Genomic DNA, 22,989 nt, shown 5'->3' with positions numbered 1-22,989 from the left:
AGGCCAAAAATGCTCAAAGGTCCATGGGATCCGCGTTTGGCACGCGATTAAAACAACTTGTTGAACAGCCCGCGCGGCAAATAGCGCCCCCATTTGAACACCCAAGCAAAAGGCCGCGGAAAGGCGGTCTCGAACCGACCGCTGTCGATGGCTTTGAGCACATGGGTCGCGGCCACGTCGGCAGTCATGATCTGAGGCATGTCGAAATCGTTTTTGGCGGTCAGGCGCGTCTTGATAAAACCGGGGTTGGCGATCTGGACGTTAACGCCAGAGCCTTTGAGATCAATCAACAGGTTTTCAGCCAAATGCATCAGCGCGGCTTTGGAGGCAGAATACCCAACAGCCGCCGGCAGACCGCGATATCCCGACAGCGATCCGATCAGCATGATGTGACCAAACCCACGGGTGACGTAGTGCGGCACAACGCCGGCTAGAACCCGTGCCGCGCCTGTGAAATTGGTGTCGATCATCCGTTCAACGGCCTTCGCGTCCCAATCGCGTGCATTCATTTGCTCGTAGGTGCCAACACAATAGAGCATCGCATCGGCGTGCTGGGCACGTGGGGTGGCTGTAAGAACGCTCTTCGCATCAGTCACATCCATCGGCAAAACTGTTGCGTTGGGCAATGATGTGGCGAGGTCATTCAACTTGTCTTCCGAGCGGGCCGACAAAATAACGTGGGCGCCACGCATCGCGATCATTTTGGCCAAAGCTGCGCCAAGCCCGTCTGAGGCCCCGACAATCCACCATGTTTTACCTGTAAACGCGTCTGTCATTTGGGGGCTCCAGATTTTGTAAGATCATGTGTCGGCGGGGCAGGGCGTCTTCGGTAGGTCGCGCCCTTGAACTTTAACACAAGTGCTTGCCAGTGGATCAAAGCCATGGTGCGCAGCGGGCCAAAGGGACGGCGCAGGTAAGCCTGCACCAGCGACATGTTGGTCATCGGCTTGCGCGGACCATAGAGAGTGGCGATCACGCCCTCATTCCCATTGCCATGAAAAATACGGATGGCGACGCGGTCTGATGTAATGTCAAAATGAAACGCGTAATGCCCGTCAACCTGTTGAAATGGCGAAACATGCAGCGCTTTGGGGGCGGTGATTTTGTCGGCTTTGGTGATGGGGCTGAGATCATCTTTCACGCACAAATAAGAATGGCGATCATCGAAAGGCGTTGATACTTCGGCGATCACACCCATCAATTGCAGGCCGCGCCAGCCCAGCCAAAAACTAACGGGGTTAAACCCGTATCCTAGAAACCGTGGCTGTGTGAGCAGATCGATGCGTAGATCATTAAGGCCCGCATCTGCGAAATGCCTGCGCGCCCAATCGACACCGATTCCTTGTTTCAACCGGCCCCCGTGGTCACGATCATGAATGGACGCTAAATTGAGCCGATTGCGCGAAAGCAATGCTGGAAGCTTGATCGCGGGCGCATCAAGATCGATCAACACAAAGTCCACTCCATAGCGAAAGGCGTTCTTTATAGACCCGCGTCGCGCATGGCTGGTGTGGCCCGCTATGTGCTCGGGGCGATGTTGTGTCATGCCAGTATTGCCGCCAGTTTTGCAGGGGACTGTTCGGCCATTTTATCGGCCACTTGCACGGCGGAATGAAACCCGTCTTCATGAAAGCCATTGCGCAAATACGCACCCGCAAACCACGTTCGATTGTCGCCGTTGATGGACTGGATGGTCTTTTGCGCTGTCAAAGCCGCATTGTCGAACACTGGGTGATAGAGTGTTGTCTCGTCATAAATTTTCGCCTCATCAATCGGGGTGGCCGCATTGAGCGTGACAAACAAAGGATCGCGCTCGTCAATCGCTTGCAGCCTGTTCATCCAATAGGTAACGCCAAGGGATTGTTCTTGTCCGACATTGTCCGATTTGTAGACCCATGAGGACCAAGCGGCGCGGCGTTTGGGCATTTGATTTGGATCACAGTGCAGCGTCACGCGATTGGCTTGATAGCGCAGATCAGACAGGGCTTTTTGCTCTGTTGGGGTTGGTTTCGCGATCAGTTTGATGGCTTGATCTGAATGGCAGGCAAAGATGACTTGGTCGAAACTTTCAGTCGTACCGTTTTTGGCCGTTACAGTGACGCCAAGGGCCGAGCGCGTCACGGCAGAAACAGGGGTGCCAAGGCGCATCGTGCAGCCCATCATTTTTAGATGAGTCTCAAGCCGGTTCACATATTCAATGGATCCGCCTTTGACAGTGTACCATTGGTGTTGGCCCGTGGCGGACAGCAAGGCGTGGTTGCGGAAAAACCGCAGTAGGCTGGCGGCAGGGTAATTGCGTACCTCGGATGGGGGGGTCGACCAAATCGCACCACATATCGGCATCAGGTAGTATTGGATGAACCAATCCCCTAAGCCCAGCTGTTCGGTCAATTCGCCAATGGTGGTCGTCTCGTCTTGCACCGTGTTTTCTGCATGGGTGTTGAATTTGAAAATGTCGCGCACCATGCGCAAAAACGCAGGGCGTGCCATGTTGGATTTCTGCGCAAACAGCGCGCCCAGCCCCTGCAATCCATATTCCACAGCGCCGTTGTTGATGGTCGCACCAAAGCTCATGTCCGATTTGATCACAGGTACATTCAGCGCATCAAACATCGCCGTCAAATTGGGATAATTGGCATAGTTGAACACGATAAATCCTGTATCCACCGGCTGGTCGCCGTTTTTGCCGGCGATCCGCGTGCGTGCATGTCCCCCTAAGCGTGGCTCAGATTCAAAAATCGTTACATCATGCTGGGGCGACAATAAGTACGCGCTGGCGAGGCCAGAAATACCCGAGCCGATAATGGCAATGCGTGAGCGGGCTTGGGTGGGAATATCAAATGACATCGGAAATCCTATGTTGCTTATATAGGCTACGCGATCTCACCCCGTTTGGATCACTTAATTCATCGGTTCAAAATAATTCACACGGAATGTGATCCATCTATCGACGGGCTGCGTATGCTTGGTATGATAGTTGATGAACATAAGATTTTGGATGGCGCTGGTCTTGCGCCCATTTTGCGACAAGCGCGACATGCGTGCAAAATCTCTCGTGAGAGGACGCCCGTGACTTCAGCCATGTCGACAACTTTCACTGAGCAGACAGAATGGATGCTCAGGGTGCGGGACGCGCGTGATCGTGACGCTTTCGCTATGCTATTTGACCATTTTGCGCCTCGTTTGCGCGGTATGTTGATGAAAAACGGATTTGGCGCTGCGCAAGCTGACGATGTTGTTCAAGACGTGATGTTGTCTGTGTGGCGCAAAGCCCATTCATTCAACCCAGAGCGTGCGAATGTGTCAGGTTGGATTTTCCAGATCGCGCGAAATCGTCAAATCGACGTGATCCGTAAAGATCGCCGGCCCATGCCCGAAGAATTGGCCATGCCCGAAAGCACCGACATAGATGGCGAACAGGTTTTGGGGATCGAGCAAGAAGCGGCCAGTCTGCGTGCTGCGATTTCTCGTCTGAACCCTGAGCAACGCGACTTGGTGCAAAAAGCCTATTTGGGTGAGCTGTCCCACAGTGAAATCCAAGCCGAAACAGGTCTTCCGCTCGGCACAATCAAATCGCGCATTCGACTTGGACTTGAGCGTCTGCGCCATGAATTGAAAGGAGAGCGGTAAAACATGACTGACATCGCTCATCATATCCCTGAGGCGATTTTGGCCTCTTATGTTTCCGGCACTTTGGCACAACCTTTTGCATTGGTTGTGGCCGCGCATGTGTCGATTTGCGAAGACTGTCGTGCCAATCTCGCGGCCCATGAGGCTGTTGGTGGCGCGTTACTGGACGATTTTGATCCCATTTCGATCACAGGCGACTTGCGCAATCGCGTGATGGCGGGGCTGGACGACGTCGTGCCAGAACCCGTGCGCCCGCGTGGCGATGACATTTTTCCAACACCGGTTTTGGAAGCACTGGGCAGCAAACCACCCAAATGGCGCTCACTTGGGCCAGGAGCCAAACAATGCATTTTGAATGCAGGCAAAGAGGGATCCGTGCGTTTGTTGCATATCGCACCGGGCTTTGCCGTCCCAGATCACACCCATGGAGGGCTTGAGCTGACTTTGGTGCTTCAAGGCGCGTTCAAAGACGAAACGGGGCGGTTTGCCCGTGGAGATTTGGAAGTGGCTGATGACGACTTGGAACATACGCCTGTCGCTGAAGACGGTAAGCCGTGCATCTGTTTGGCCGCGACCGACGCGCCGCTGAAATTCAGCGCCTTCATGCCACGTCTTTTACAGCCCTTGTTCCGCATTTAAGCGCTCAGGCATTGTGATATTATGATTTAAGGGGCCTATCGTGGGCCCCTTTTTCTATTTTGAATTAATCTCTTAGGCGTCGTCTGTATCAATCCAGATGGTCACGGGACCATCATTGATCAAACTCACCTTCATATCTGCGCCAAATTCACCTGTTTGAACTGGCACGCCCGTGTCGGCCAGAAATCCGGTGAAGGCGTTATAGAGTGCCTTACCAGTCTGCGGATCCGCTGCGTTTGAAAAGCCGGGACGATTGCCCTTAGTGTTGGCGGCCAAAGTGAACTGGCTCACGACCAAAGCGGATCCGTTGATGTCGTGCAGCGATAGGTTCATTTTGCCCGCATCATCTTGGAATATCCGTAGTTTGGACAGCTTGGTCGCCAGCTTTTGTGCCTCAGCTTCGGTGTCGCCGCGCATCGCACAGACAAAGACCAACAGACCTCGCGCGCAATCACCAATGACCTCGCCATCAACTTTGACGCTTGCTTCCAGAACCCGTTGAACCAGAACCCGCATGATTACATCTCATGGGCCCAAGGTGGATTTGCGCCTGCGCGTGACACAGTGATCGAGGCCGCTTTTGATCCCATCGCCAAGGCGGCTCGAATGGTGTCGTCATCCAGATCGGCCACACCCGCTTTGGTCAGCTTGCCGCTTTGTTGCAGTGAAGCCAAAAGACCCGCGTTGAACGTATCGCCCGCGCCAACTGTATCGGCAACCTCAACCTTGGTCGCCGCGACTTGGACAACCCCGTGTTTGGTAAAGCCACGCACACCCTCAGAGCCTTCGGTCAAGCACACCAGTTTGGGGCCCTTGGTCAAAAGCGTTTGAATATGCTGTTCGATATCACCTTCGCCCATGATCCACAAAAGATCTTCGTCGGACACTTTCACGATGTCACATAGGCTCAGCATATGTTCCATTCGCGCACGATACCGCGCCTCATCTTTGATAAACGATGGGCGAATGTTCGGATCCATCATGATCACGCGGGTGGCAGCTTCGCGTGCGCACAAGGCCTCATATGCTTCGCCGCAAGGCTCAACTGGCAAGGAAATTCCGCCAAAGAACAGCGCGTCGACAGTGTCAGGAATGGTGGGCAAATCTGCAGGGGTCAGCATACGGCCCGCTGTATTTTCGTCATAAAACGCATAGGTCGCATGGCCATCAACCAATTTTACAAACGCCACGGTGCAAGGCCGATCTGCTGTCACCGCCAGTGACGCATCCACGCCACTCTCGGCCAATTTGGATTTGAGCAATTCGCCAAAAAAATCATTCGACAACCCGTGGAAAAACGCAGGGCCCGCGCCAAGACGTCCCAAAGCAATCGCCGTGTTGAACACAGCGCCACCCGCATGGGGTGCATAGGCGTTCTCATTCAAAGTGGACGTGCGGGGCAACATATCAATCAGAGCTTCACCGGCGCAGAGGATCATGGGGCAATTCCTTATTAAGTTGCGGCGATAGTAAATCTGTTAGCGCTATCATGGCAAGAGTTATCTGGTCTCAATAGCAGTCAAATCATTGGGACTGTGATGCGATAAATCCAATGGTTCCAGCAACGATCAGACCCACAGCCACAGCAAATCCAATTTTCCAAGCCGACCAAGGACGCTCGCCTTGCACCCGACCAGAGCGGCCATTGACGACAAAGCGATAGGTTTTCCCACGATATTTATAAGCGGCCATCCACACAGGCAGCAGCACATGTTTGAATGTCACGTTCGACACCTGCGTTTGCACACTGGCCACTTGTTGGCGATCACCGCCGATGTCAAACTTGACATCACGCAAAATCACACGATCCATATACCCTCGCGCCGACCGATAGCCATCTTCCAAGTCAACAGTATAACTTTCTGCCCGAAACCCAGCAATATAATCGGGGACATAGGGTTCCATCGCTTGCAAGTCCCAAGGCTCTAACCCTTCGGTGTACTTTTGGGGCAATGACGTCGAGGCCAGCACCAAAACATCATCAAAGAATCGCGCGACACGGCCTGATTTGTTGCGCCATTTGGTGCGTCTCTCGCGCACTTGCTTGCGTTTCCCTTCGCGCATGACGGTTTTGGTGACATAGTAATCGTCCCCGCGCATACCAGAATACTGCGATTTTGTATCGGCATCAAAGGTCCAATAGGGCACGTAAATGCCAGACAGTTTGCGTCCTTTGCGAGCGTAGTCTTGCAGGCCATTTGGGGCAAACCAAAGCCCGCCAAGCCAGTCATTCATCGCCTCACGTGCCGTGGCCTCGGTCAAGGCAAAAGGCAGTAATCCACGCGGTTTTATTTGGCGATGAAGCCCCGTATCCGTCACCACCGGCGTGGCACAGAACGGACATTCTGAAGCATGGACCTCGGCGCTGAACTCGACCTGTGCGCCACAGTTCGGGCATTCAGAAACCCGTGTCTCTTCCATATCTTGCTGCGGCAACAGGTCTGTAATGGCGCGGTTGTAATCCAACTCAAATGGGCCTGTCGCGCCGCCAATGTCCAACGCCTCGGTCGCCCCGCAATGATCGCAGATCAGCGCGCCAGTATCAGGTGAAAACCGCATATCTGACCCGCAGGTGGTGCAGGGAAACCTGTGATCTTGAAGAACCTCTTTTGGGTGCAACTGATCGTTATCCATCCTGGCGTCCGCCTGTGTGCTCAAAACTAACAATTTGCGCGATTTGCGTGGCTGCTTCGGACGTGTGCCGGATGACATGGCAAAATATGCGCTCTTGCGCGCCGCGTGTCAGTCGCCCAGACACGGACGCCGCTTTGCCATGGGTGACAACTTGATCGACGGTGATGGTGTCAGGGGCTGTCAGAGCCTCGAACACCTTCGCGATGGCCAAGCGACCGGCGGTGGGGGCGTCTTGCCCGCGTTCCCAAATCGCATCATCTGCGATCATGTCGACGGGCAAAGGGCCAACGCCCATGAACGCCAGCGCGATATCTTCGGCGCGGGCGTCTTTGCGGGCGCGGCCTTCGGCTTTGCGGATCACTTTTGGGGGCATGTTCAGCTCTGTCCTATCGCCGCGTTTTAGGCACCAGGTGGGGGTGGAGGCGGAGCGACTGAAAACAGCTGTGACAGCTCGATCACGTCGTCGGCTTCCAACCAACCATCTTGACCTTGGGTCCAAACATAAGACGCGCGGGTGAGGGTGCCTTTGGCGGCCATCTGACCCATTTCGGCCTTTGAAAACGGTCCCTTGGTTTCACCGTTTAAGGCGATGTGCCACACATGTTCAACGGGGGGCGGCGGTGGCGCTTTAACGGCTGTCGTGGGGCGCGCACCCCATGGACCGGATTGTGGACCTGTGACTTGTTGGGCCATCCCCATGCCCAATCCAGCACCGATGCCAGCGCCCATTGAGGCCGCCATAGCAGAGTTTTCCGCGCCCATGCCTTCGGCCGCGTTGAACTTCATATAGTTGTCCAAATTGCCGACAATGCCCATCGATGTGCGCTTATCAAGGGCGGCTTCAACGGCTTCTGGCAGGCTGATATTTTCGATGTAATATTCAGGAATAACAAGGCCGTATTCAGCAACGACTTTGGAAATTTCAGTGGCCACCAGTTTGCCAAGCCCGTCTGTATTCGCCGCCATATCCAGCACAGGAATACCGCTTGAGGCGACAATACGCGAAAAGGCTTGCACGATGATGTTGCGGATTTGGAACGAGATTTCGTCCATGGTGAATTCGCCGTCTGTGCCAACGATTTCCGTCAAGAATAGTGCGGGATCTGACACTTTGACTGTGTAGGTGCCGTAGGCGCGGATGCGCACGGGGCCAAACTCAGGGTCGCGGCACATGATCGGGTTTTTCGTGCCCCATTTGAGGTCCGAAAAACGCGTGGTGTTGACGTAGTAGATTTCAGATTTGAACGGAGACTTAAAGCCGTGATCCCAGTGGTTCAGCGTCGTCAAAATCGGCATGTTGTTGGTTTCAAGCATGTACAGACCCGGCGTGAACACATCGGCCAATTGACCTTCATGCACGAAAACAGCCGCTTGGCCTTCGCGGACAGTCAGCTTCGCGCCGTACTTGATCTCGTGCGCTTCACGTTCAAACCGCCACACCATTGTATCGCGAGTGTCATCGGTCCAGTGGATGACATCGATGAATTCACCAGTTAGAAAATCGAAAATTCCCATGGAAGGCTCCTGTGGTGGTTAAGTGGCGTCGCGCATCAACTCGTTGGCGATCTGCGCAGAAATAGGGCGGGCGATTTCGGGCTGCATGCCAGGGTACAGGCGCGGATCATACAAAATGCGCAGCAGCAATTCGTCATGGCCGGTCAGCAGCGCGAATTCTTCGTCGTCATTGAAAATCGACGGGCGGGCGCGGGGCGTGTCATTGGCAAGACCAAGGCCTTGGGCGATTTCTTCGTGAAAACAAGACTTTCGCATCAAATCAGGGTGTTCGCCGCGAATAATCGCTACGGCTGTTTGATAGACACCGTTGTCAGCTGGATCCGAGGCCACGACCAAACAGTAGCTGGATCGTGGCATGTTTTCGATGGAGTTTATTGCAGCTTGGCCTATGCCTGGGATCAACTGCTCCAGACGCGGCCCAATAACTTGGCGTTCATCTTCGTTCAGCACCAAAACATGAAAATTAGGCTTCGAGGATAGTGCTATCGAATGGTTTGTCGCGCGTGCAAGGCGCCCCGCCAAAGCCGCTACTGTTGCGCTGTCTGTGGCGCGTTGTGCGGCAGGGATACTGGCACCGAATTCCAGCCCAATGCGTACAGGGCCGGTCCATTTGTGCAATGGCGACGGTGTTGTGCGGGCGACATAAGTTCCACCTACACTGGTGTATTCGTCGTTCAATGCGATGGCGTCAAAGTTGCTGGCCAATTGATGGCTTGTGAAGGGCGTGTCACTGCCACCACCATCTGTGCGCAGTAAATCGTTGAGAAGCAGGTTGTTTTGCACTTTTGCATAGTAATCGCGCATTGCCTTGCTCTGCGCTGACGGCCCCGTGATTGCAGTCTGAACAGGAGACGGCGCCGGCGCAATTGTCGTTGGGCGTGACTGAAGGATAGGCGACACAGCTGCGGGTTGAACACAACCAGCCAAAGCAGCCGCCACGAAGACAAGCCCCGTAGCGCGCAGATTTTTATATGTGTCGCCTTTTATCATCTCATCTCAGCTCGGAACTGCAGTGCCAGCATTGTCGCCGGTGCCTGTGCGTTTGGCTTTTGCCGAGGCCAATGTGTCGCGCAGATCTGCTTCCATCTGCTTGAGATCGGCTTCTGCTGCAGCGCGTTTGGTTTTGCCGTCGTCGGCGATCTGCAAGCTTTCTTGAATGGTCGCGATCAATTCAGCGTTGGCGGTTTTCACGGCCTCGATGTCAAATACGCCGCGTTCCATTTCTTCGCGCACAACTTTGTTGGCTTGGCGCAGGTTCTTGGCATTGGATGTCAACAATTCGTTGGTCAAATCATTGGCTTCGCGCACCGCATGTGCCGCCTCAGATGAGCGTTGAATGGTTACGGCTTGGGCCAATTGAGTTTCCCACAATGGCACGGTGTTGACCAAAGTTGAATTGATTTTGGTGACCAAGGATTTGTCGTTTTCTTGGACCAAACGAATGGACGGCAACGACTGCATGGTGACTTGGCGTGTCAGTTTTAAGTCATGCACGCGGCGTTCCAGATCATCACGTGCGGCACGCAGATCACGTAGTTGTTGCGCGATCATGACTTGATCGTTTTCTGCCGCAGCGGTCACTTCGGCTTCTTTGGCGGGGATGGTCACGCCATCAAGCTCTTTGAGCTTTTCTTCGCCAGCGGCAATGTAGATACCCAATTCGTCATAAAATGTCAGCGTGCGGTCGTACAATACATCCAAGGATTTGATGTCTTTGAGAAGCGTGTGCTCATGCGACAAAAGATTGTCTGTGATGTCGTCTATTTGACCTTGGACGGTCTCAAAGCGGGCGACGAATTTCGCCATTGGGGCTGCGCGACCCAAAAGTTTTTCCCACCAAGACCGATCGCGACGTACGTCCAATTCAGAGATCGAAAAACCGCGAATGGTTGTCACGATGGACCGCAGACTATCACCCGCAGGGCCAACATCTTTGTTGCGCACATCTGCGAGCATCGCTTGAGAAATCTCTTGTAACTCGGCTTGCGCGCCAGAGCCAAAGCGCACGATGGAATTGGTGTCGCTCATGTCGATTTCATTCATGGCGCTGCGGATCGCGTCGGCCTGTGCAGGTTCCGCGGCGTCCAAGACGATCAGATCGCCTGCGGGCTCAGGCAAAACGACTGCTGTGACGGCTTCGACGTCTTTCAACGTGGCTTCGGCTTTTTGGCGAGTGGTATCTGACATGATGTCCCCCAGTGATAGCTGTTTGATTTACTTGATACCTTCGCGAGCCAAACGGTCGCGAAGTACGTCGATCTCGATATCAAGGTCGACTTTGTTGTCTAAAAGTAACGCTTTGTTGCGCGCTGTGAAATTGCTTTCAAGATCGTTCAAAAGAGCTAGGTAGGACGCGCGAGCTTCCATGTTGCGGCTGCGCGCCCAGATATCGGCAAATTTGATGGTCGCGTCGCGCGCGCCCTGCAAATAGACGCTCAAGTATTTGCGCGCCGCTGTCAAATCGCGCGGATCTTCTTCGACTGTGCGAAACATGGCGCGCGCTGTTTTGGCAAACTGTTCAAGGCGCGTTTGCGCTTCGCGATCGCCAGTGCGCTGAAGCGCCTCTTGCATAGCTGTCAAATGACGCTCGGCCTCATTGACAGCTTTGGCAACGCGATCTTGTTGGAAGGTGTCGATACCTTCCATGCCTTTGTGTTTCAAAGGGTCTATGCCAAAGGCGAAACTGTGCAACGCCGTGCCGAGTACCGCGAAGATACCGGCTTCAATTGGCCCCCAACCCGCAATACCCACAAGGCCAAGGCCAAGGCCTGTCAAAGCAGATCCGAAGATTTTGCGTGGAATGGCTGGGCGGCGGGCGACTTTGCGCGCCTCATAAGCTTCTTGCGCTTTCAAACCTTCGCGGGTCAGCCAAGCTGCCCCCAAAAGCAGCCCTAGAGCAACAAGGTACTGCGCCATAACAATAGGTTCTGCGCCAAAGGCTTTCCAAGCCAAAGGCAGAGCCGCATAGAACAAAATGTTTGAGCGTGCGCCAACGCGAGACGGTTTTTTACCATCGAAAGGTCGTGCTTTTGGCGCATCCATAGAAGTGTCTGCGTCGCTTTTAGTGTCCGGTGAATATTTTGAACTGTATTTTTGTGCCATGCTCAGATGCCCGATGCGCCCAAAGTGGCGTAAAAGGTCAGTGCAACCAGCAGATAATACGCAAGTTTTTGGGCCCCATTGGCGCTCATGTCGCGGTCACTCCATCTTACTAAAGGCATATGACTCGTTGCCCGTTCGGGCCTTGCCATAAGATATAGGAAACAAATGCGCGTCATGAAAGGGTTAAGCGCGGGGAAGCTGGGTAAGTTGCTCCCCCCTCGCTTTGGGCTAAGGTTGCTTAGCTGCGTTTTTTGCCGCTAAAGCCGCCGCCACGTGGGCCGCCGGACGGTTTGCCGTCGCGGCTGCCTGTTGGTTTGTCACCGTGGGACTTAAACCCCTTGGCGCGTCCACCTTCAGGTCCGCCGCGTGATTTATAGCCTGCGGATTTGAATTCAGGCTTGCCGTCACGATCAACTGGCTTGCCTTTAAAACCGCCGCCTTTTGGACCGCGATCATCGCGCTCGCCACGCGGTTTAAAGCCGTCCGTTTTCGGTCCGCGATCATCGCGCTCGCCACGCGGTTTAAAGCCGTCCGTTTTCGGTCCGCGATCGTCACGATCCCCACGCGGTTTAAAACCACCGCCTTTGGTGCCGCGATCATCTTTGTCGCCGCGGGGTTTGAACCCAGCGCCCTTGGGACCACGATCATCGCGTTCACGTGAATCTGTGCGGCCAAAGCTTTCTTTGCGCGGGCCGGCAGGTTTGCCGCCACGGCTGACTTGGCGACGTGGCTCGGATGGGTGCTCAATGTCTGATGCAAAAGGATCGACGCCCAGCTGATCACGCAGCACACGGGCTTTGACTTCTTCGGCCTGACCTGGACGAATGGTGCCCAAACGAAACGGGCCATAAGAAATACGCATCAAGCGGTTCACGACGACGCCGATGTGTTCCATCGCGCGACGCACCTCGCGGTTGCGGCCTTCGCGAATGCCGATGGTGAGCCAAGCGTTCGCGCCTTGCTGGCGGTCAAACACGGCTTCCATAGGTTGGAAATCTTCGCCATCAATCGTTATGCCTTTGCGCAGTTGATCCAGCAACGCCTCGGACGGCGAGCCTTTGACGCGCACGCGGTATTTGCGCAGCCAACCGGTGTCTGGCAGCTCAAGTTTGCGTTTCAATTCGCCATCGTTCGTAAGCAGCAAAAGCCCCTCAGAGTTCAAATCGAGACGGCCAACAGACAGAACCCGTGGCAGGCCTGCGGGCAGGTTTTCAAACACTGTGGCACGGCCAAGTTCGTCTTTTTCTGTGGTCACGAGGCCCAGAGGTTTGTGGTAAAGCCACAAACGGGGCGGTTCCGCTTCGCCGATTTGTTGTCCGTCCACGGTGATGCGATCACTGGGCAAAACGTTAAGGGCAGGAGAGACAACCTTGCGGCCATTCACTGTCACGCGGCCCTCTTCGATGATCACTTCGCAATCGCGGCGCGAGGCAACGCCTGCGCGGGCCAAAACCTTGGCGATCCGGTCGCCAGGGCGTGTGCCATCTGCGCCAGCCTCGGGGCCTTTGGCGGGCGCTGTTTTGGGCGCGCCTTTCTTGGCATAAGGATTCGCGGGGGGCTTTTTGTAAGACTTGCCTTCCGTGTCACCATGGCTGCGGGAGCCCTTGCTTTTGGAAACAAAGGAGGGTGCGCCAGATTTTGCGCCGCGGGCGGGTTTTTTATCTGAATCTCGTGTCATGCGCTTGCCATAGCTGGGCTTTGCGCACTTGGGAAGGGGCTTGGTGTGTATCAAGCCTGCATTGGGCGCGTTTTGGGCGCGCATTTGCTTGTCATAGGGTCGTTTTGGCGTCAAATACAGGTTATGAGCTTTAGATCTTACATGGATACGGCCTTGCATGAGGCCCATGCCGCAGCGGCCCGTGGTGAAGTGCCTGTGGGGGCCGTCATCGTGTCGCCCAAGGGGGATATCATCGCCCAAGGTGGCAATCGCACCCGTGAATGGAATGATCCGACAGCCCATGCCGAAGTGGTGGCAATCCGTGCGGCCTGTGCTGTCTTGGGTCAAGAGCGCCTGTCGGGGTATGATTTATACGTGACGCTTGAGCCGTGCCCGATGTGTGCGGCTGCCATTTCCAACGCGCGAATTGCGCGCTTGTATTATGGCGCTGCAGATGAAAAGTCAGGCGGCGTGGCCCAAGGTCCGCGTGTATTTTCCCATGCGCAATGCCACCATGCGCCCGAAGTCTATGATGGGATTTCGGCCCAAGCGTCCGAAGACTTACTTAAAGATTTCTTTGCAAGTCGGCGACGCTGAGCCGTATTTTTAGGTGTTGTCGTTGTGATTTCTTGACCCTTGTGGAGCGTATTAGCGTCCGCGTATGCCCCAAGCTATTTTTGACCAGACAATTTCATGCGCAAAATAGCAGATGAAGCCCACGACTGCGCCAGAAATAGCAATGCTGCCGCCTGCTGCAACTGACCCCGTGAACACAAAGCCAATGAGCGTCATGGTGAAAAGTCCAGCCAGTTGCCACGTAACAGATTTGGCGATGAGTCTGATCTTGCTGTCCATGTGGCGCCCTTTGCGTAAAGTGTTGTGTTGTTATTGGGCTATCGTGAATATCGCGCTATGGACATTAGGGGAATTAGCTGCATAAAATACACTTTACAGATTTTATCCTACAAAGTTGATCGTGATGGACAAGCGTAAACGCGCAACCTTATTTCGAGAACGCCTACAAGACGCGATGGTGCTCAAGGGCGTGACAAAGAGTGCACTTTCGCGCGCAACGCAGGTGGATCGATCTACGATTGGCCAGTTGTTAAATGTCGATCAACCGCGTCTGCCGAATGCACAATTGGCAGCTGAGGCCGCAAATGTATTGGGCGTTAGCACGGATTGGTTGCTCGGTCTCACAAACAGGCCAGAAACCCCAGGTGATATTGTGGCGGCAGCCTTGTCGCTTAGCCCCGCTGAGCGTTCGTCTGCGGATGCGCAACTTCTTGAATGGCATCACGAATCTGCGGGCTATAAAGTGCGACACGTGCCTGCAACTTTGCCCGATATGTTGAAAACCAAGCAAATGTTGGAATGGGAATATGCGTCAGTGCGCGCGCGCCAGTTGCCACAGGCCTACGACGCCCTGCAAGATCAAATGGAGTGGGTGTCCTCTGGTGTGTCTGACTATGAAATTGCGCTACCAATTCACGAGATCGAAGCCTGCGCCGCTGGAACCGCCTATTATGAGGGTGTCGGAAAAGACGTGCGCCATGCCCAGTTGAATTTTATTGCGGATCAATGTGATGAACTGTTCCCGAGGTTGCGTATATTTTTATTTGACGCGCATCGTGTTTTCAGCTCCCCCGTCACCGTTTTTGGTCCAAATCTGGCCGTTATCTATGTGGGGCAATTCTATCTGGCTTTTCGCGAAATCGAGCGTGTTAAATCTTTGTCTAGTCATTTCGATTGGCTCGTCAGAGAGGCCGTCGTGGACGCACGAGGCGTTTCAGCGCATATTCGCGGCTTGATTGAGGCGCAAAGCTGACGGGCAGGGCTGCCGCTGGAGTTGCACAAACAACAACCGCGTGCTGCTGCATTGCGTCACATCAAGTCCCATCTAATCAGACCAGAGCCAAACTTTGTCACGCCATACGCTTGAAGCGCGGGGCGGGGCGCGATAAAGCCAATGCAAATAGATTGAATTGAGCGCCCTCAAAGCGCTGTTGAGATAACGGAGTTGCCCCATGTCGATCGACATTGATACCGCACGCCGCGTTGCATCGCTTGCACGCATTCGGGTTGAGGAAGACGCCCTCCCTGAGCTGGCCCAAGAATTCAACGCTGTTTTGGGCTTCATCGAGCAGCTGTCAGAAGTGGACGTGGAGGGCATCGAGCCGATGACCTCTGTGACCCCGCAGCGCCTCAAGCGCCGCGTCGACGTGATCACCGATGGCGATCAACAGGCCAAAATTTTGAAAAACGCACCAGATGCACGCGAAGGCTTTTTCGCTGTGCCCAAAGTGGTGGAGTAAACGCTATGACTGATCTGAACACACTGACATTGTCCGCCGCGCGTGATGGTTTACGCAAAGGCGCGTTCACATCCTCTGATCTGACTGAAGCTTGCCTGACATCGATCGCGGGCGCGGGAAAGCTTAACGCTTTTGTGCATGACACATCCGAGCAAGCGCGCGAGCAGGCCAAAGCCGCCGACGCGCGTATTGCAGCGGGCGATGCGCCCAGCATGTGTGGCTTGCCGATTGGCGTGAAAGACGTGTTTGCGACCAAAGGCCAGCCAACGCAGGCAGGTTCTTTCATTTTGAACGGCTTTAAACCCGAGTATGAAAGCACCGTGACCTCAAACCTATGGGGTGCGGGCGCTGTGATGCTGGGCAAGTTGAACATGGATGAATTCGCGATGGGCTCGTCGAATGAAAATTCTGTTTACGGTCCTGCGATCAACCCGTGGAAAATTGATGACCGTGATTTGACGCCTGGCGGTTCATCCGGTGGCTCTGCTGCGGCTGTGGCGGCTGATCTTTGCTTGGCGGCGACCGGCACGGATACAGGCGGGTCTATTCGCCAGCCTGCTGCGTTCACCGGCACCGTTGGCATTAAACCAACCTATGGCCGCTGTTCACGTTGGGGCGTCATCGCTTACGCGTCCTCACTGGATCAAGCCGGCCCGATGACCAAAACCGTGCGCGACGCGGCGATCATGCTGGAAGCCATGGCGGGTCACGATCCGAAAGATTCCACGTCCATGGAACTGGCCGTGCCTGACTTTGAAGCGTTGATCACTGGCGACATCAAGGGCAAGAAAATGGGTATCCCTAAAGAATACCGTCTCGATGGTATGTCCGCTGAGATTGCGAAACTTTGGGATGATGGTGCCGCGATGCTGAAAGATGCTGGCGCTGAGATCGTCGATGTGTCCTTGCCTCACACCAAATACGCGCTGCCTGCTTATTACGTTATTGCGCCTGCGGAAGCCTCGTCAAACTTGGCGCGCTACGATGGTGTGCGTTACGGTCACCGCGCGAAAATCGGCGAAGGTGACGGCATCGACGACATGTATGAGAAAACCCGCGCCGAAGGCTTTGGCCGCGAAGTGCAGCGCCGCATCATGGTCGGCACTTATGTGCTGTCCGCGGGCTTCTACGACGCTTACTACAACCGTGCGCGCAAAGTGCGTACCTTGATCAAACGCGATTTCGAACAGGTGTTTGCCGCTGGCGTTGACGCGATTTTGGCGCCAACCACGCCCTCTGCAGCTTTTGGCATTGGCGAAGTGTCCAAAGCGGACCCTGTCGAGATGTATCTCAACGATGTGTTCACCGTGACACTTAACTTGGCGGGGTTGCCTGGTGTGTCAGTGCCAGTAGGTCTGTCTTCGACTGGCTTGCCGCTCGGTCTGCAACTGATCGGACGTCCATGGGAAGAAGGCGATCTGCTGAATATTGCTCATAGCCTTGAACAATCGGCGGGCTTTGTTTCCAAGCCAAACAAATGGTGGTAACTCTTTTGATAACTTTAATTTTCTCGGGGGATGCGTGATGCGTCGTGCCGCTTTTGCTGTGATGTCTTTGGCTGTTTTGGCCGCCTGTGATTCGCCTGTGCCGGACAGTGGCGCTGGCGTTGGTTTTGGAACCTATGCTGAATATCAGGCTCGTCGCGAAGCTGAACTGATCGCTGCTGGTGAAGGGCGCTCCGTGAACGGTTTGCAGCCGATCGCTGGTGAACCCGTGACGGCGTCGACAGCAGATATCGCTGATGAGGCCTTGGCCGCGATTGGTCAAAGCCCCACCAACGTGGGCGCGCCAGCTGATCCGACGGGTCAATTTACATCTGCGCCAATTTCGGCTGGTGTTGAAAATGTGGTGGGCATTTCGGCGGAAAATGATTTTGACGCTGTGGCATCAGAGCGCTCCATCGCACAAGACGCCGCGCGCGTTGCGGCAAACCGCGAGCAGTATCAAACAGTTGCACCAACAGATTTGCCAAGCCGTCCTTCGGGCTCAGGCTCGTCTTTGGTTGAATTCGCGCTGTCGACAACCAACTCAGTTGGCCAGCCTATCTATTCGCGTTTGACCCTTGGGGCCGAGGTCCGTGCGCAGCGCAATTGTGCGAAATACTCATCACCTGACTTGGCGCAGGATGCATTTTTGGCGGGTGGCGGACCAGAGCGCAATGTCAAAGGTATGGATCCTGATGGCGATGGATTTGCCTGTTCTTGGGATCCGCATCCTTTCCGTTTGGCCGCTGGTCGCAATTAATCTCGCATGACTGCACTGTCCTGCCATTCCCAAGCTTCGCCTAACTTTGGTGAACGCAAGGGTGGGGCGGTGCCCGATATCATCCTTCTGCATTACACTGCGATGGCGACAGGGGCCGCGGCTGTCGCACGGTTGTGTGATCCCGAGTTTGAAGTCTCAGCCCATTATTTGATCGATGCTGACGGAAGCATTGTCCGCATGGTCGATGAGGAAAAGCGCGCGTGGCATGCGGGTGCTGGGCAATGGGGCGATGTCACAGACATCAATTCGCGCTCTATCGGGATCGAGCTTGCCAATTGTGGTTCTGTGCCTTTTGCGGCAGCTCAGATGGATGCGCTTGAGGCGCTCTTGCGCGACATCAAGATCCGCCATTTCATCAAGCCTGAGCGCATCATCGGTCATTCCGATATGGCACCTGAGCGCAAAATCGATCCGGGCCCCAGATTTGATTGGCGGCGCTTGGCGGTGCAAGGTTTGAGTGTTTGGCCCGAGGTTTTGGGGGCGCGCAAGGTCGATGAAAATACGTTTTCGTCCGATCTCACGGCCTTCGGATATGCCTGCGGCACGCCTCTTGAGGCGCGCCTGTCTGCCTTTCGTGATCGGTTTCGCCCCCGTCACACTGGCCCCCTTGATGGCACCGATATGGCTCTGGCGGGTGATCTGGCCATGCGCTTTCCCGTTGACCGCGCGCCGCGCACAGCCTAAGTCCCAAATCGCACGGATGGCTGGATGACCGCGGGTTCTGGGTGTGCAAGCATACCGGAACGCGAGGAAAGTCCGGACTCCATTGAACAACAGTGCCGGGTAACGCCCGGCGGGGGTAACCCTAGGGATAGCGCCACAGAGAACAGACCGCCTTCTAAATCGGAGGTAAGGGTGAAACGGTGAGGTAAGAGCTCACCGCGCAAGCGGCAACGCAAGCGGCACGGCAAGCCCCACTGGGAGCAATGCCAAATAGGGGTCTTACGTGAGGTCTGATGTGCGTTTACGCATACCGCTCACAGGGTCGTTCAAGCCCGAGGACCCGGGTTGGCAGCTTGAGCGTATTGGTAACAATGCGCCTAGAGGAATGGTCATCGAGGGGGCAACCCCAGACAAAATCCGGCTTATAGGCCATCCGTGCACTTTTGGATTTGATGTGAGTGAGACTATGATTTTGAAACACTCAATGAGCGCCGTCCAAACAAGCGTCTTGTTATGATTATTTGTATTTTCGGTATGTCCTAATCCGGCACATGCAAGTGAAGCGGTGTTCTGTTCTGTCTTTTTTAAGCCCGTGCGGATTGGCTGCGCGGCTTGGATGGACCTCAGAAAACCATAGAGCTGATGCAAGGCAGAGCTGATGCAAGGCTAGGCGGAAACTTTGTGGGCATCCGTTCCTAGGGATTTGGGCATGTCGACAGGGTTTTCAAAGCCTTCACGTCGCTATGTACCAAATTCACAAGCTATCGAGTGCTTATGACCGCATGGACGCAAAAAGGGGCAGGGCGCATGGCAAATGCCACTGTGCATGGAAGATCCAAGATGTGTGCAATGCACCAAGGTGTTGCGGGATGTTGTCAGATAACACTGCGCCTTAGTCTTATCGGCGCGGTCATATCCCACACCACACTACTGAGGCCACCCTTTGGATAGGGGCCTCAGTAGGCTTCATCAAAGCAATCGTATCAGCGGCAAAGTTCGCTGGATTGCACTTCGCCGTTGTTGGTGACGGTTTTTGTGGTGAAGTCATAGCAGCCGTCTTTGTCTGAGGGCGCGTAGCGGATGTAATATTCTTCGCCTTTATAGGTGTAATCCATGCTGCGTGCGCCATCTGCGTCTTGCGTGAACACAAGATTGTCGACGCCGCCTTGCGGTGGGCGACCTGCTTCCACGCCACCACCTGTGGCCATATCAAGCGGGCGCACCCGTGGCAGTTGGTCAAGTTCAGGCACTTCACCCATCAAACACTGCACGATGTAAGGTGCCTCGGCAGAGGTGTGATAGCGATAGCCAAAAGTGTCATCGCTTTGCCCGTTGCAGATATCAAGATCGCCCTCGGCGACTTCTGTGCCATCTGGGTTGTTGTCGCCATAAATCGGAAAGCCGTCAAATGCCCAACCAATGATCGCGTCATCGCCAGCATTTTCCATCTGGTCGATCATGCAGGTTGGCTTGGCGTGGTAATGGTAATCATCGCCGCGCCCTGCATGGCCACCACAGACATCAAGTTGTTGGGTCTGCAAGGTGTCGTGCTGCGCTTGGTGGTGGGCAAGGTCGGCTTGAGACATTTCGCCGCCTGCTGTGTAGTCATAGATAGGCACTCCGTTGACCGCGACGCCAAGAGCTGCGTCACGCGTGATTGGCGTGCTGCCCATGGTTGGAAACAAAATGATAGGGGCTGCGTATTCTGCGGGCACGGGCACCTGTTCATTGGAGCCAACAATCCCCGTCATCACGTCGTGATCAGGATAGGTGTCTGATGTGATGAACGCGTGGGCATCATCGCAAGTCACCGTCACACTGGCGCCAAAGCCAGCTTCGGCCACCGAGGCTGCTACCGTGGCACAATGATCCTCGTTGGCAGAGGCCGCCGATGCTGCGCAAAGGGCGATTGAGGTGATTAGGGACGTTCTGAAAAGGTGAGGCATCTTTTTTCCAATCAAAGGGCAGGGGGTAAGCCGCATGCTGTTATATAAACCTATACGCGCATCCCTTAAAATTCTGTCGCGAAATTTAGGGGGCCATTTCGCCAATCGTTCCCCCTTAGACTTTAGAATGCTTGGAGTTTTACGGGTTCGCCCCCATATTCATCTCAATGGCGAAACATTTATAAAGGAAGCCCCATGAGCTTTGTTAAAACATTGGCCACATTGGCCGTCGGATTTGTGGCCGCAAAAGGCGTTACGAAAGTCAAAGACATGGGCGGTATGGACGGCGTGCGTGACGCGCTGCGCAAAGCTGGCGATGACGGTGGCATGGCCGACCAGATGGGCCAAATGGCTGAAAAATTTGGCGTCCCAGGTGGTGCCGATGCGATCAAGAAAATGATGGGCACTTTTGGTGGTCAGGCCGCCGATGCCTCTGAGGCGACTGAAGCGGGCCTTGGATCATTGTTTGCGGCCATGGGGAGCGCTGCGACTGCTGGTGCGGGCGGCTTGTCCGATATGTTTGGCGCTGTAACTCAAGGAACGACCTTGGGTGAAGCCGCAGAAGAAAACGCCAAGCTGATGATTCGCGCTATGATTATGGCTGCGAAATCAGATGGCGAGATCGACGCAGAAGAGCGGACCAAGATTTTGGATCACCTCACGGATGCCTCGCAAGACGAGATCGATTTTGTGCAAGCCGAATTGGATGCCCCCGTTGATCCTTTGGCTTTGGCTAAGGACGCGACCGAGGACACCAAGAGCAAAGTCTATTCGGCGGCCTTGATGGCGATTTCTGTCGATACGGATGCGGAAAAGACATTCTTGAACGCTTTGGCGGCAGCCTTGCAGATCGATGCCGTCACGCAGGCCGGCATTCATCAATCGATGGGCAAGCCGGCGCTGTAAATCACGCATATCGAAACATCACATTAAACATCAAAAAAGGGCGATCTTGCGTGCAGGGTCGCCCTTTCGTTTGCAGTCTTTTCGCCTATCTGTTGCGTCAATTACGCGCGTTGCGATTCTTGGCGCAGCAGATAGGCCGATGCCCCTACGATCAACGCAGATCCAAGCCACATCGATCCAGGCGGTACAAAGCCAAAGGCCAAGATGCCAAAGCCCACATTAAGGGGCAGTTTGAGATGATCAAATGGCTGCAAGTAGGCCGCATCCGCAACGCTATAGGCTTTGGCGATTGCGTATTGGGCAAGGGCGGTCAAAAGCCCTGCCACCAGAATCACAAGTCCCGCAATGTCAAACCCGAGCGCAAGGTTGCTCATGCCCGTATCACCACTCAGCGCCAGCGCCAAATTGATGGGTGTCAGCAGCAGCAACAGATAAACAGTGAGGCTCTCAGCGCTTTCCGTCGCGGTCATGTATTTGGTCAACAGGGATGTCAGGGCCCAAAACACAGCTGCGCCCACGGGATAGAGCGCATAGGGTGAAAATTCTTCCGCCCAAGGTGCCAAAATAATCATGCCACCGATGAAGCCCGCGGTCACCGCGCCCCAGCGTTCCAGCGTGGTTTTTTCGCCCAAGAACACTCCAGCCCCAAGGGTGACGAAAAACGGCGACAGCATGATCAAGGCAATGGCCTGCCAAATCGGCACATGGGCAAGCCCTGTGATCCAAAGTTGCACTCCAATGGCCGAGGCGATCACGCGCATGAAATGCAGCATGAATGCGCCAGTGCGCATGGCTTTGATGCCGTGACGGATCACCCATGGCATCGAAATTAAAAAAGCGATGAAATATTGCCAAAAGGCCAGACGGGTCGGAGCGATTCCCTGAATCATTGTGCCAAATTGGCCCAACAAGTTTATTATTGCGAATAAAATACCGGCAAGGACCATCAAAGCGGCCCCCAATTGCGGCGGGGTAAGGCGCGCGCTTGCGGCGGCTATTCTTCTTTGTTTTTGGCGAGTCATGCGGTGTCCTTTCATTTGCGCATAACTCAAGGCAAACAGGACAACTGGGCGTATAGCGCCCCTAAAAAGGCACTTTACCCCCGTTTCCCGCTCTCTTTCATCCGGACTATGACCGTCGGCTCCGGAATTACACCGGATCTGCTGACCCAAAAGTTGGTGAAACAACCCTTGGCGCTCGCGGGCTTGGTCGGCTCTGGTAACCCAGATTTGACCTTACCGCCGGTGGGGAATTGCACCCCGCCCTGAGAACGTTGCGACCCCTATGGTCGCGCTTTAAAATCTATGTCATAGAGGCGCCAAGAGCAATGCATTGTACGCTGTGGGGCATCCATGACGTGCAATGTTTGTTTGGCCATAACGGCCACGCTTGTTTTTTTTGTTGGGACCCCATTGACTCGAGGGCGCAACACTTTAAAAGGCAGGCTTCAAGGATTCCACGGGGTGTCACGCGCAAGTGCCCGACTGACCCGTTGTACGTAAGACTGGAGACATAAAAATGGCTAAGCCAACCACAATCAAAATCCGTCTGAACTCGACAGCAGACACGGGCCACTTTTATGTGACCAAGAAAAACGCACGTACCATGACCGAGAAAATGGTCATGAAAAAGTACGACCCGGTTGTGCGCAAGCATGTTGAGTACAAAGAAGGCAAAATCAAGTAAGCCTGATTTGAACGACAAAATGCAAAAGCCG

At 54.6% G+C, this 22,989-nt stretch carries 25 protein-coding genes, 1 other RNA gene and 1 riboswitch; of the genes, 11 read left to right on the top strand and 15 right to left on the bottom strand.

Annotated features, from left to right (window positions below):
* Nucleotides 1–47 precede the first annotated feature (47 nt).
* From WNY38_RS10580 to WNY38_RS10570, 3 genes are read right to left on the bottom strand one after another with little or no spacing between them, the layout of a single operon-like run.
* Nucleotides 48–776, bottom strand: a complete 729-nt coding sequence (locus WNY38_RS10580) for an SDR family NAD(P)-dependent oxidoreductase (protein ID WP_342857304.1) — start codon at nt 774–776, stop codon at nt 48–50.
* Nucleotides 773–1,546, bottom strand: coding sequence for a DUF1365 domain-containing protein (locus tag WNY38_RS10575; protein ID WP_342857303.1), 774 nt, complete (start codon nt 1,544–1,546; stop codon nt 773–775). The genes WNY38_RS10580 and WNY38_RS10575 overlap by 4 nt, the downstream gene beginning before the upstream one ends.
* The gene (locus tag WNY38_RS10570) at nt 1,543–2,847 is read right to left on the bottom strand and encodes an FAD-dependent oxidoreductase (protein ID WP_342857302.1); all 1,305 of its coding nucleotides are present in this window, start codon (nt 2,845–2,847) and stop codon (nt 1,543–1,545) included. Before WNY38_RS10570 ends, WNY38_RS10575 begins: the two co-directional genes overlap by 4 nt.
* Nucleotides 2,848–3,081: 234 nt before the next feature.
* Between WNY38_RS10570 and WNY38_RS10565 the strand changes: the two genes are divergently transcribed.
* Both WNY38_RS10565 and WNY38_RS10560 read left to right on the top strand, forming a co-directional pair.
* Nucleotides 3,082–3,630 carry a sigma-70 family RNA polymerase sigma factor gene (locus WNY38_RS10565; RefSeq protein WP_342857301.1) on the top strand — a complete coding sequence of 183 codons (549 nt, stop codon included), beginning with the start codon at nt 3,082–3,084 and terminating at the stop codon, nt 3,628–3,630.
* Between the two features lie 3 nt (nt 3,631–3,633).
* Nucleotides 3,634–4,269 (top strand): ChrR family anti-sigma-E factor, encoded by a 636-nt coding sequence (locus WNY38_RS10560; RefSeq protein WP_342857300.1) that lies wholly within the window; start codon nt 3,634–3,636, stop codon nt 4,267–4,269.
* 72 nt (nt 4,270–4,341) lie between these two features.
* On the opposite strand, the gene dtd is transcribed toward WNY38_RS10560, so the two are convergent.
* From dtd to WNY38_RS10515, 9 genes are all read right to left on the bottom strand, one after another.
* Entirely contained in the window at nt 4,342–4,785 is a 444-nt protein-coding gene (gene dtd, locus WNY38_RS10555) for a D-aminoacyl-tRNA deacylase (protein ID WP_342857299.1), read from the bottom strand.
* A gap of 2 nt (nt 4,786–4,787) precedes the next feature.
* Nucleotides 4,788–5,708, bottom strand: coding sequence for a carbohydrate kinase (locus WNY38_RS10550; protein ID WP_342857298.1), 921 nt, complete (start codon nt 5,706–5,708; stop codon nt 4,788–4,790).
* An 85-nt stretch (nt 5,709–5,793) separates the two neighbouring features.
* The gene (locus tag WNY38_RS10545; RefSeq protein WP_342857297.1) at nt 5,794–6,903 is read right to left on the bottom strand and encodes a TFIIB-type zinc finger domain-containing protein; all 1,110 of its coding nucleotides are present in this window, start codon (nt 6,901–6,903) and stop codon (nt 5,794–5,796) included.
* The gene (locus WNY38_RS10540) at nt 6,896–7,276 is read right to left on the bottom strand and encodes a hypothetical protein (protein WP_342857296.1); all 381 of its coding nucleotides are present in this window, start codon (nt 7,274–7,276) and stop codon (nt 6,896–6,898) included. The genes WNY38_RS10545 and WNY38_RS10540 overlap by 8 nt, the downstream gene beginning before the upstream one ends.
* Nucleotides 7,277–7,302: 26 nt before the next feature.
* Nucleotides 7,303–8,418, bottom strand: a complete 1,116-nt coding sequence (locus tag WNY38_RS10535) for an SPFH domain-containing protein (protein WP_342857295.1) — start codon at nt 8,416–8,418, stop codon at nt 7,303–7,305.
* An 18-nt stretch (nt 8,419–8,436) separates the two neighbouring features.
* A complete protein-coding gene (locus WNY38_RS10530) occupies nt 8,437–9,408 on the bottom strand; it encodes a DUF2927 domain-containing protein (RefSeq protein WP_342857294.1) in 972 nt (323 codons plus the stop codon).
* Nucleotides 9,409–9,414: 6 nt separating this feature from the next.
* The gene (locus WNY38_RS10525; RefSeq protein WP_342857293.1) at nt 9,415–10,605 is read right to left on the bottom strand and encodes a toxic anion resistance protein; all 1,191 of its coding nucleotides are present in this window, start codon (nt 10,603–10,605) and stop codon (nt 9,415–9,417) included.
* Nucleotides 10,606–10,632: 27 nt separating this feature from the next.
* On the bottom strand, nt 10,633–11,520 hold the full coding sequence (locus tag WNY38_RS10520) for a 5-bromo-4-chloroindolyl phosphate hydrolysis family protein (RefSeq protein ID WP_342857292.1): 888 nt from the start codon (nt 11,518–11,520) through the stop codon (nt 10,633–10,635).
* A gap of 238 nt (nt 11,521–11,758) precedes the next feature.
* Nucleotides 11,759–13,198, bottom strand: a complete 1,440-nt coding sequence (locus WNY38_RS10515; protein ID WP_342857291.1) for a pseudouridine synthase — start codon at nt 13,196–13,198, stop codon at nt 11,759–11,761.
* A 123-nt stretch (nt 13,199–13,321) separates the two neighbouring features.
* Between WNY38_RS10515 and WNY38_RS10510 the strand changes: the two genes are divergently transcribed.
* The gene (locus WNY38_RS10510) at nt 13,322–13,774 is read left to right on the top strand and encodes a nucleoside deaminase (RefSeq protein ID WP_342857353.1); all 453 of its coding nucleotides are present in this window, start codon (nt 13,322–13,324) and stop codon (nt 13,772–13,774) included.
* Nucleotides 13,775–13,825: 51 nt separating this feature from the next.
* On the opposite strand, the gene WNY38_RS10505 is transcribed toward WNY38_RS10510, so the two are convergent.
* Entirely contained in the window at nt 13,826–14,032 is a 207-nt protein-coding gene (locus WNY38_RS10505; protein WP_342857290.1) for a DUF2061 domain-containing protein, read from the bottom strand.
* Nucleotides 14,033–14,156: 124 nt separating this feature from the next.
* Between WNY38_RS10505 and WNY38_RS10500 the strand changes: the two genes are divergently transcribed.
* The 6 genes from WNY38_RS10500 (at nt 14,157) to rnpB (ending at nt 18,861) form a co-directional block, all read left to right on the top strand.
* Nucleotides 14,157–15,005, top strand: coding sequence for a helix-turn-helix transcriptional regulator (locus WNY38_RS10500; protein WP_342857289.1), 849 nt, complete (start codon nt 14,157–14,159; stop codon nt 15,003–15,005).
* A 199-nt stretch (nt 15,006–15,204) separates the two neighbouring features.
* Nucleotides 15,205–15,492 carry an Asp-tRNA(Asn)/Glu-tRNA(Gln) amidotransferase subunit GatC gene (gatC, locus tag WNY38_RS10495; RefSeq protein WP_342857288.1) on the top strand — a complete coding sequence of 96 codons (288 nt, stop codon included), beginning with the start codon at nt 15,205–15,207 and terminating at the stop codon, nt 15,490–15,492.
* Nucleotides 15,493–15,497: 5 nt separating this feature from the next.
* Nucleotides 15,498–16,979, top strand: coding sequence for an Asp-tRNA(Asn)/Glu-tRNA(Gln) amidotransferase subunit GatA (gene gatA / locus WNY38_RS10490; RefSeq protein ID WP_342857287.1), 1,482 nt, complete (start codon nt 15,498–15,500; stop codon nt 16,977–16,979).
* A gap of 37 nt (nt 16,980–17,016) precedes the next feature.
* Nucleotides 17,017–17,736: a hypothetical protein gene (locus tag WNY38_RS10485; protein WP_342857286.1), complete on the top strand. Its 720-nt coding sequence runs from the start codon at nt 17,017–17,019 to the stop codon at nt 17,734–17,736.
* A 78-nt stretch (nt 17,737–17,814) separates the two neighbouring features.
* Complete coding sequence (locus WNY38_RS10480; protein WP_342857352.1) at nt 17,815–18,441, top strand: N-acetylmuramoyl-L-alanine amidase; 627 nt, start codon at nt 17,815–17,817, stop codon at nt 18,439–18,441.
* Nucleotides 18,442–18,453: 12 nt separating this feature from the next.
* Nucleotides 18,454–18,861, top strand: an RNA gene (gene rnpB / locus WNY38_RS10475) — RNase P RNA component class A.
* Between the two features lie 542 nt (nt 18,862–19,403).
* Here rnpB and WNY38_RS10470 read toward each other — a convergent pair.
* On the bottom strand, nt 19,404–20,366 hold the full coding sequence (locus WNY38_RS10470) for a YHYH protein (RefSeq protein WP_342857285.1): 963 nt from the start codon (nt 20,364–20,366) through the stop codon (nt 19,404–19,406).
* Nucleotides 20,367–20,561: 195 nt separating this feature from the next.
* Between WNY38_RS10470 and WNY38_RS10465 the strand changes: the two genes are divergently transcribed.
* A complete protein-coding gene (locus WNY38_RS10465) occupies nt 20,562–21,272 on the top strand; it encodes a DUF533 domain-containing protein (RefSeq protein WP_342857284.1) in 711 nt (236 codons plus the stop codon).
* A 101-nt stretch (nt 21,273–21,373) separates the two neighbouring features.
* Here the strand turns inward: WNY38_RS10465 and WNY38_RS10460 are convergent, their stop codons facing one another.
* A complete protein-coding gene (locus WNY38_RS10460) occupies nt 21,374–22,294 on the bottom strand; it encodes a DMT family transporter (RefSeq protein ID WP_342857283.1) in 921 nt (306 codons plus the stop codon).
* A gap of 85 nt (nt 22,295–22,379) precedes the next feature.
* Nucleotides 22,380–22,548: riboswitch (FMN riboswitch) on the bottom strand.
* 242 nt (nt 22,549–22,790) lie between these two features.
* Between WNY38_RS10460 and rpmG the strand changes: the two genes are divergently transcribed.
* Nucleotides 22,791–22,958, top strand: a complete 168-nt coding sequence (gene rpmG / locus WNY38_RS10455; RefSeq protein WP_085849169.1) for a 50S ribosomal protein L33 — start codon at nt 22,791–22,793, stop codon at nt 22,956–22,958.
* Nucleotides 22,959–22,989 lie beyond the last annotated feature (31 nt).

This window comes from Pacificibacter sp. AS14, assembly GCF_038899935.1.
In the GTDB taxonomy this organism is placed as follows: domain Bacteria; phylum Pseudomonadota; class Alphaproteobacteria; order Rhodobacterales; family Rhodobacteraceae; genus Celeribacter.
This window is presented reverse-complemented; position numbering and strand designations above follow the sequence as displayed.

Coding starts and splice junctions, on each gene's coding strand:
- WNY38_RS10525 (WP_342857293.1), bottom strand. CDS start 10,605: ATGTCAGATACCACTCGCCAAAAAGCCGAAGCCACGTTGAAAGACGTC.
- WNY38_RS10545 (WP_342857297.1), bottom strand. CDS start 6,903: ATGGATAACGATCAGTTGCACCCAAAAGAGGTTCTTCAAGATCACAGG.
- WNY38_RS10520 (WP_342857292.1), bottom strand. CDS start 11,520: ATGGCACAAAAATACAGTTCAAAATATTCACCGGACACTAAAAGCGAC.
- WNY38_RS10535 (WP_342857295.1), bottom strand. CDS start 8,418: ATGGGAATTTTCGATTTTCTAACTGGTGAATTCATCGATGTCATCCAC.
- WNY38_RS10485 (WP_342857286.1), top strand. CDS start 17,017: ATGCGTCGTGCCGCTTTTGCTGTGATGTCTTTGGCTGTTTTGGCCGCC.
- WNY38_RS10515 (WP_342857291.1), bottom strand. CDS start 13,198: ATGACACGAGATTCAGATAAAAAACCCGCCCGCGGCGCAAAATCTGGC.
- rpmG (WP_085849169.1), top strand. CDS start 22,791: ATGGCTAAGCCAACCACAATCAAAATCCGTCTGAACTCGACAGCAGAC.
- gatA (WP_342857287.1), top strand. CDS start 15,498: ATGACTGATCTGAACACACTGACATTGTCCGCCGCGCGTGATGGTTTA.
- WNY38_RS10530 (WP_342857294.1), bottom strand. CDS start 9,408: ATGATAAAAGGCGACACATATAAAAATCTGCGCGCTACGGGGCTTGTC.
- WNY38_RS10505 (WP_342857290.1), bottom strand. CDS start 14,032: ATGGACAGCAAGATCAGACTCATCGCCAAATCTGTTACGTGGCAACTG.
- WNY38_RS10540 (WP_342857296.1), bottom strand. CDS start 7,276: ATGCCCCCAAAAGTGATCCGCAAAGCCGAAGGCCGCGCCCGCAAAGAC.
- dtd (WP_342857299.1), bottom strand. CDS start 4,785: ATGCGGGTTCTGGTTCAACGGGTTCTGGAAGCAAGCGTCAAAGTTGAT.
- WNY38_RS10560 (WP_342857300.1), top strand. CDS start 3,634: ATGACTGACATCGCTCATCATATCCCTGAGGCGATTTTGGCCTCTTAT.
- WNY38_RS10570 (WP_342857302.1), bottom strand. CDS start 2,847: ATGTCATTTGATATTCCCACCCAAGCCCGCTCACGCATTGCCATTATC.
- WNY38_RS10460 (WP_342857283.1), bottom strand. CDS start 22,294: ATGACTCGCCAAAAACAAAGAAGAATAGCCGCCGCAAGCGCGCGCCTT.
- gatC (WP_342857288.1), top strand. CDS start 15,205: ATGTCGATCGACATTGATACCGCACGCCGCGTTGCATCGCTTGCACGC.
- WNY38_RS10500 (WP_342857289.1), top strand. CDS start 14,157: ATGGACAAGCGTAAACGCGCAACCTTATTTCGAGAACGCCTACAAGAC.
- WNY38_RS10550 (WP_342857298.1), bottom strand. CDS start 5,708: ATGATCCTCTGCGCCGGTGAAGCTCTGATTGATATGTTGCCCCGCACG.
- WNY38_RS10565 (WP_342857301.1), top strand. CDS start 3,082: ATGTCGACAACTTTCACTGAGCAGACAGAATGGATGCTCAGGGTGCGG.
- WNY38_RS10465 (WP_342857284.1), top strand. CDS start 20,562: ATGAGCTTTGTTAAAACATTGGCCACATTGGCCGTCGGATTTGTGGCC.
- WNY38_RS10470 (WP_342857285.1), bottom strand. CDS start 20,366: ATGCCTCACCTTTTCAGAACGTCCCTAATCACCTCAATCGCCCTTTGC.
- WNY38_RS10575 (WP_342857303.1), bottom strand. CDS start 1,546: ATGACACAACATCGCCCCGAGCACATAGCGGGCCACACCAGCCATGCG.
- WNY38_RS10510 (WP_342857353.1), top strand. CDS start 13,322: ATGAGCTTTAGATCTTACATGGATACGGCCTTGCATGAGGCCCATGCC.
- WNY38_RS10580 (WP_342857304.1), bottom strand. CDS start 776: ATGACAGACGCGTTTACAGGTAAAACATGGTGGATTGTCGGGGCCTCA.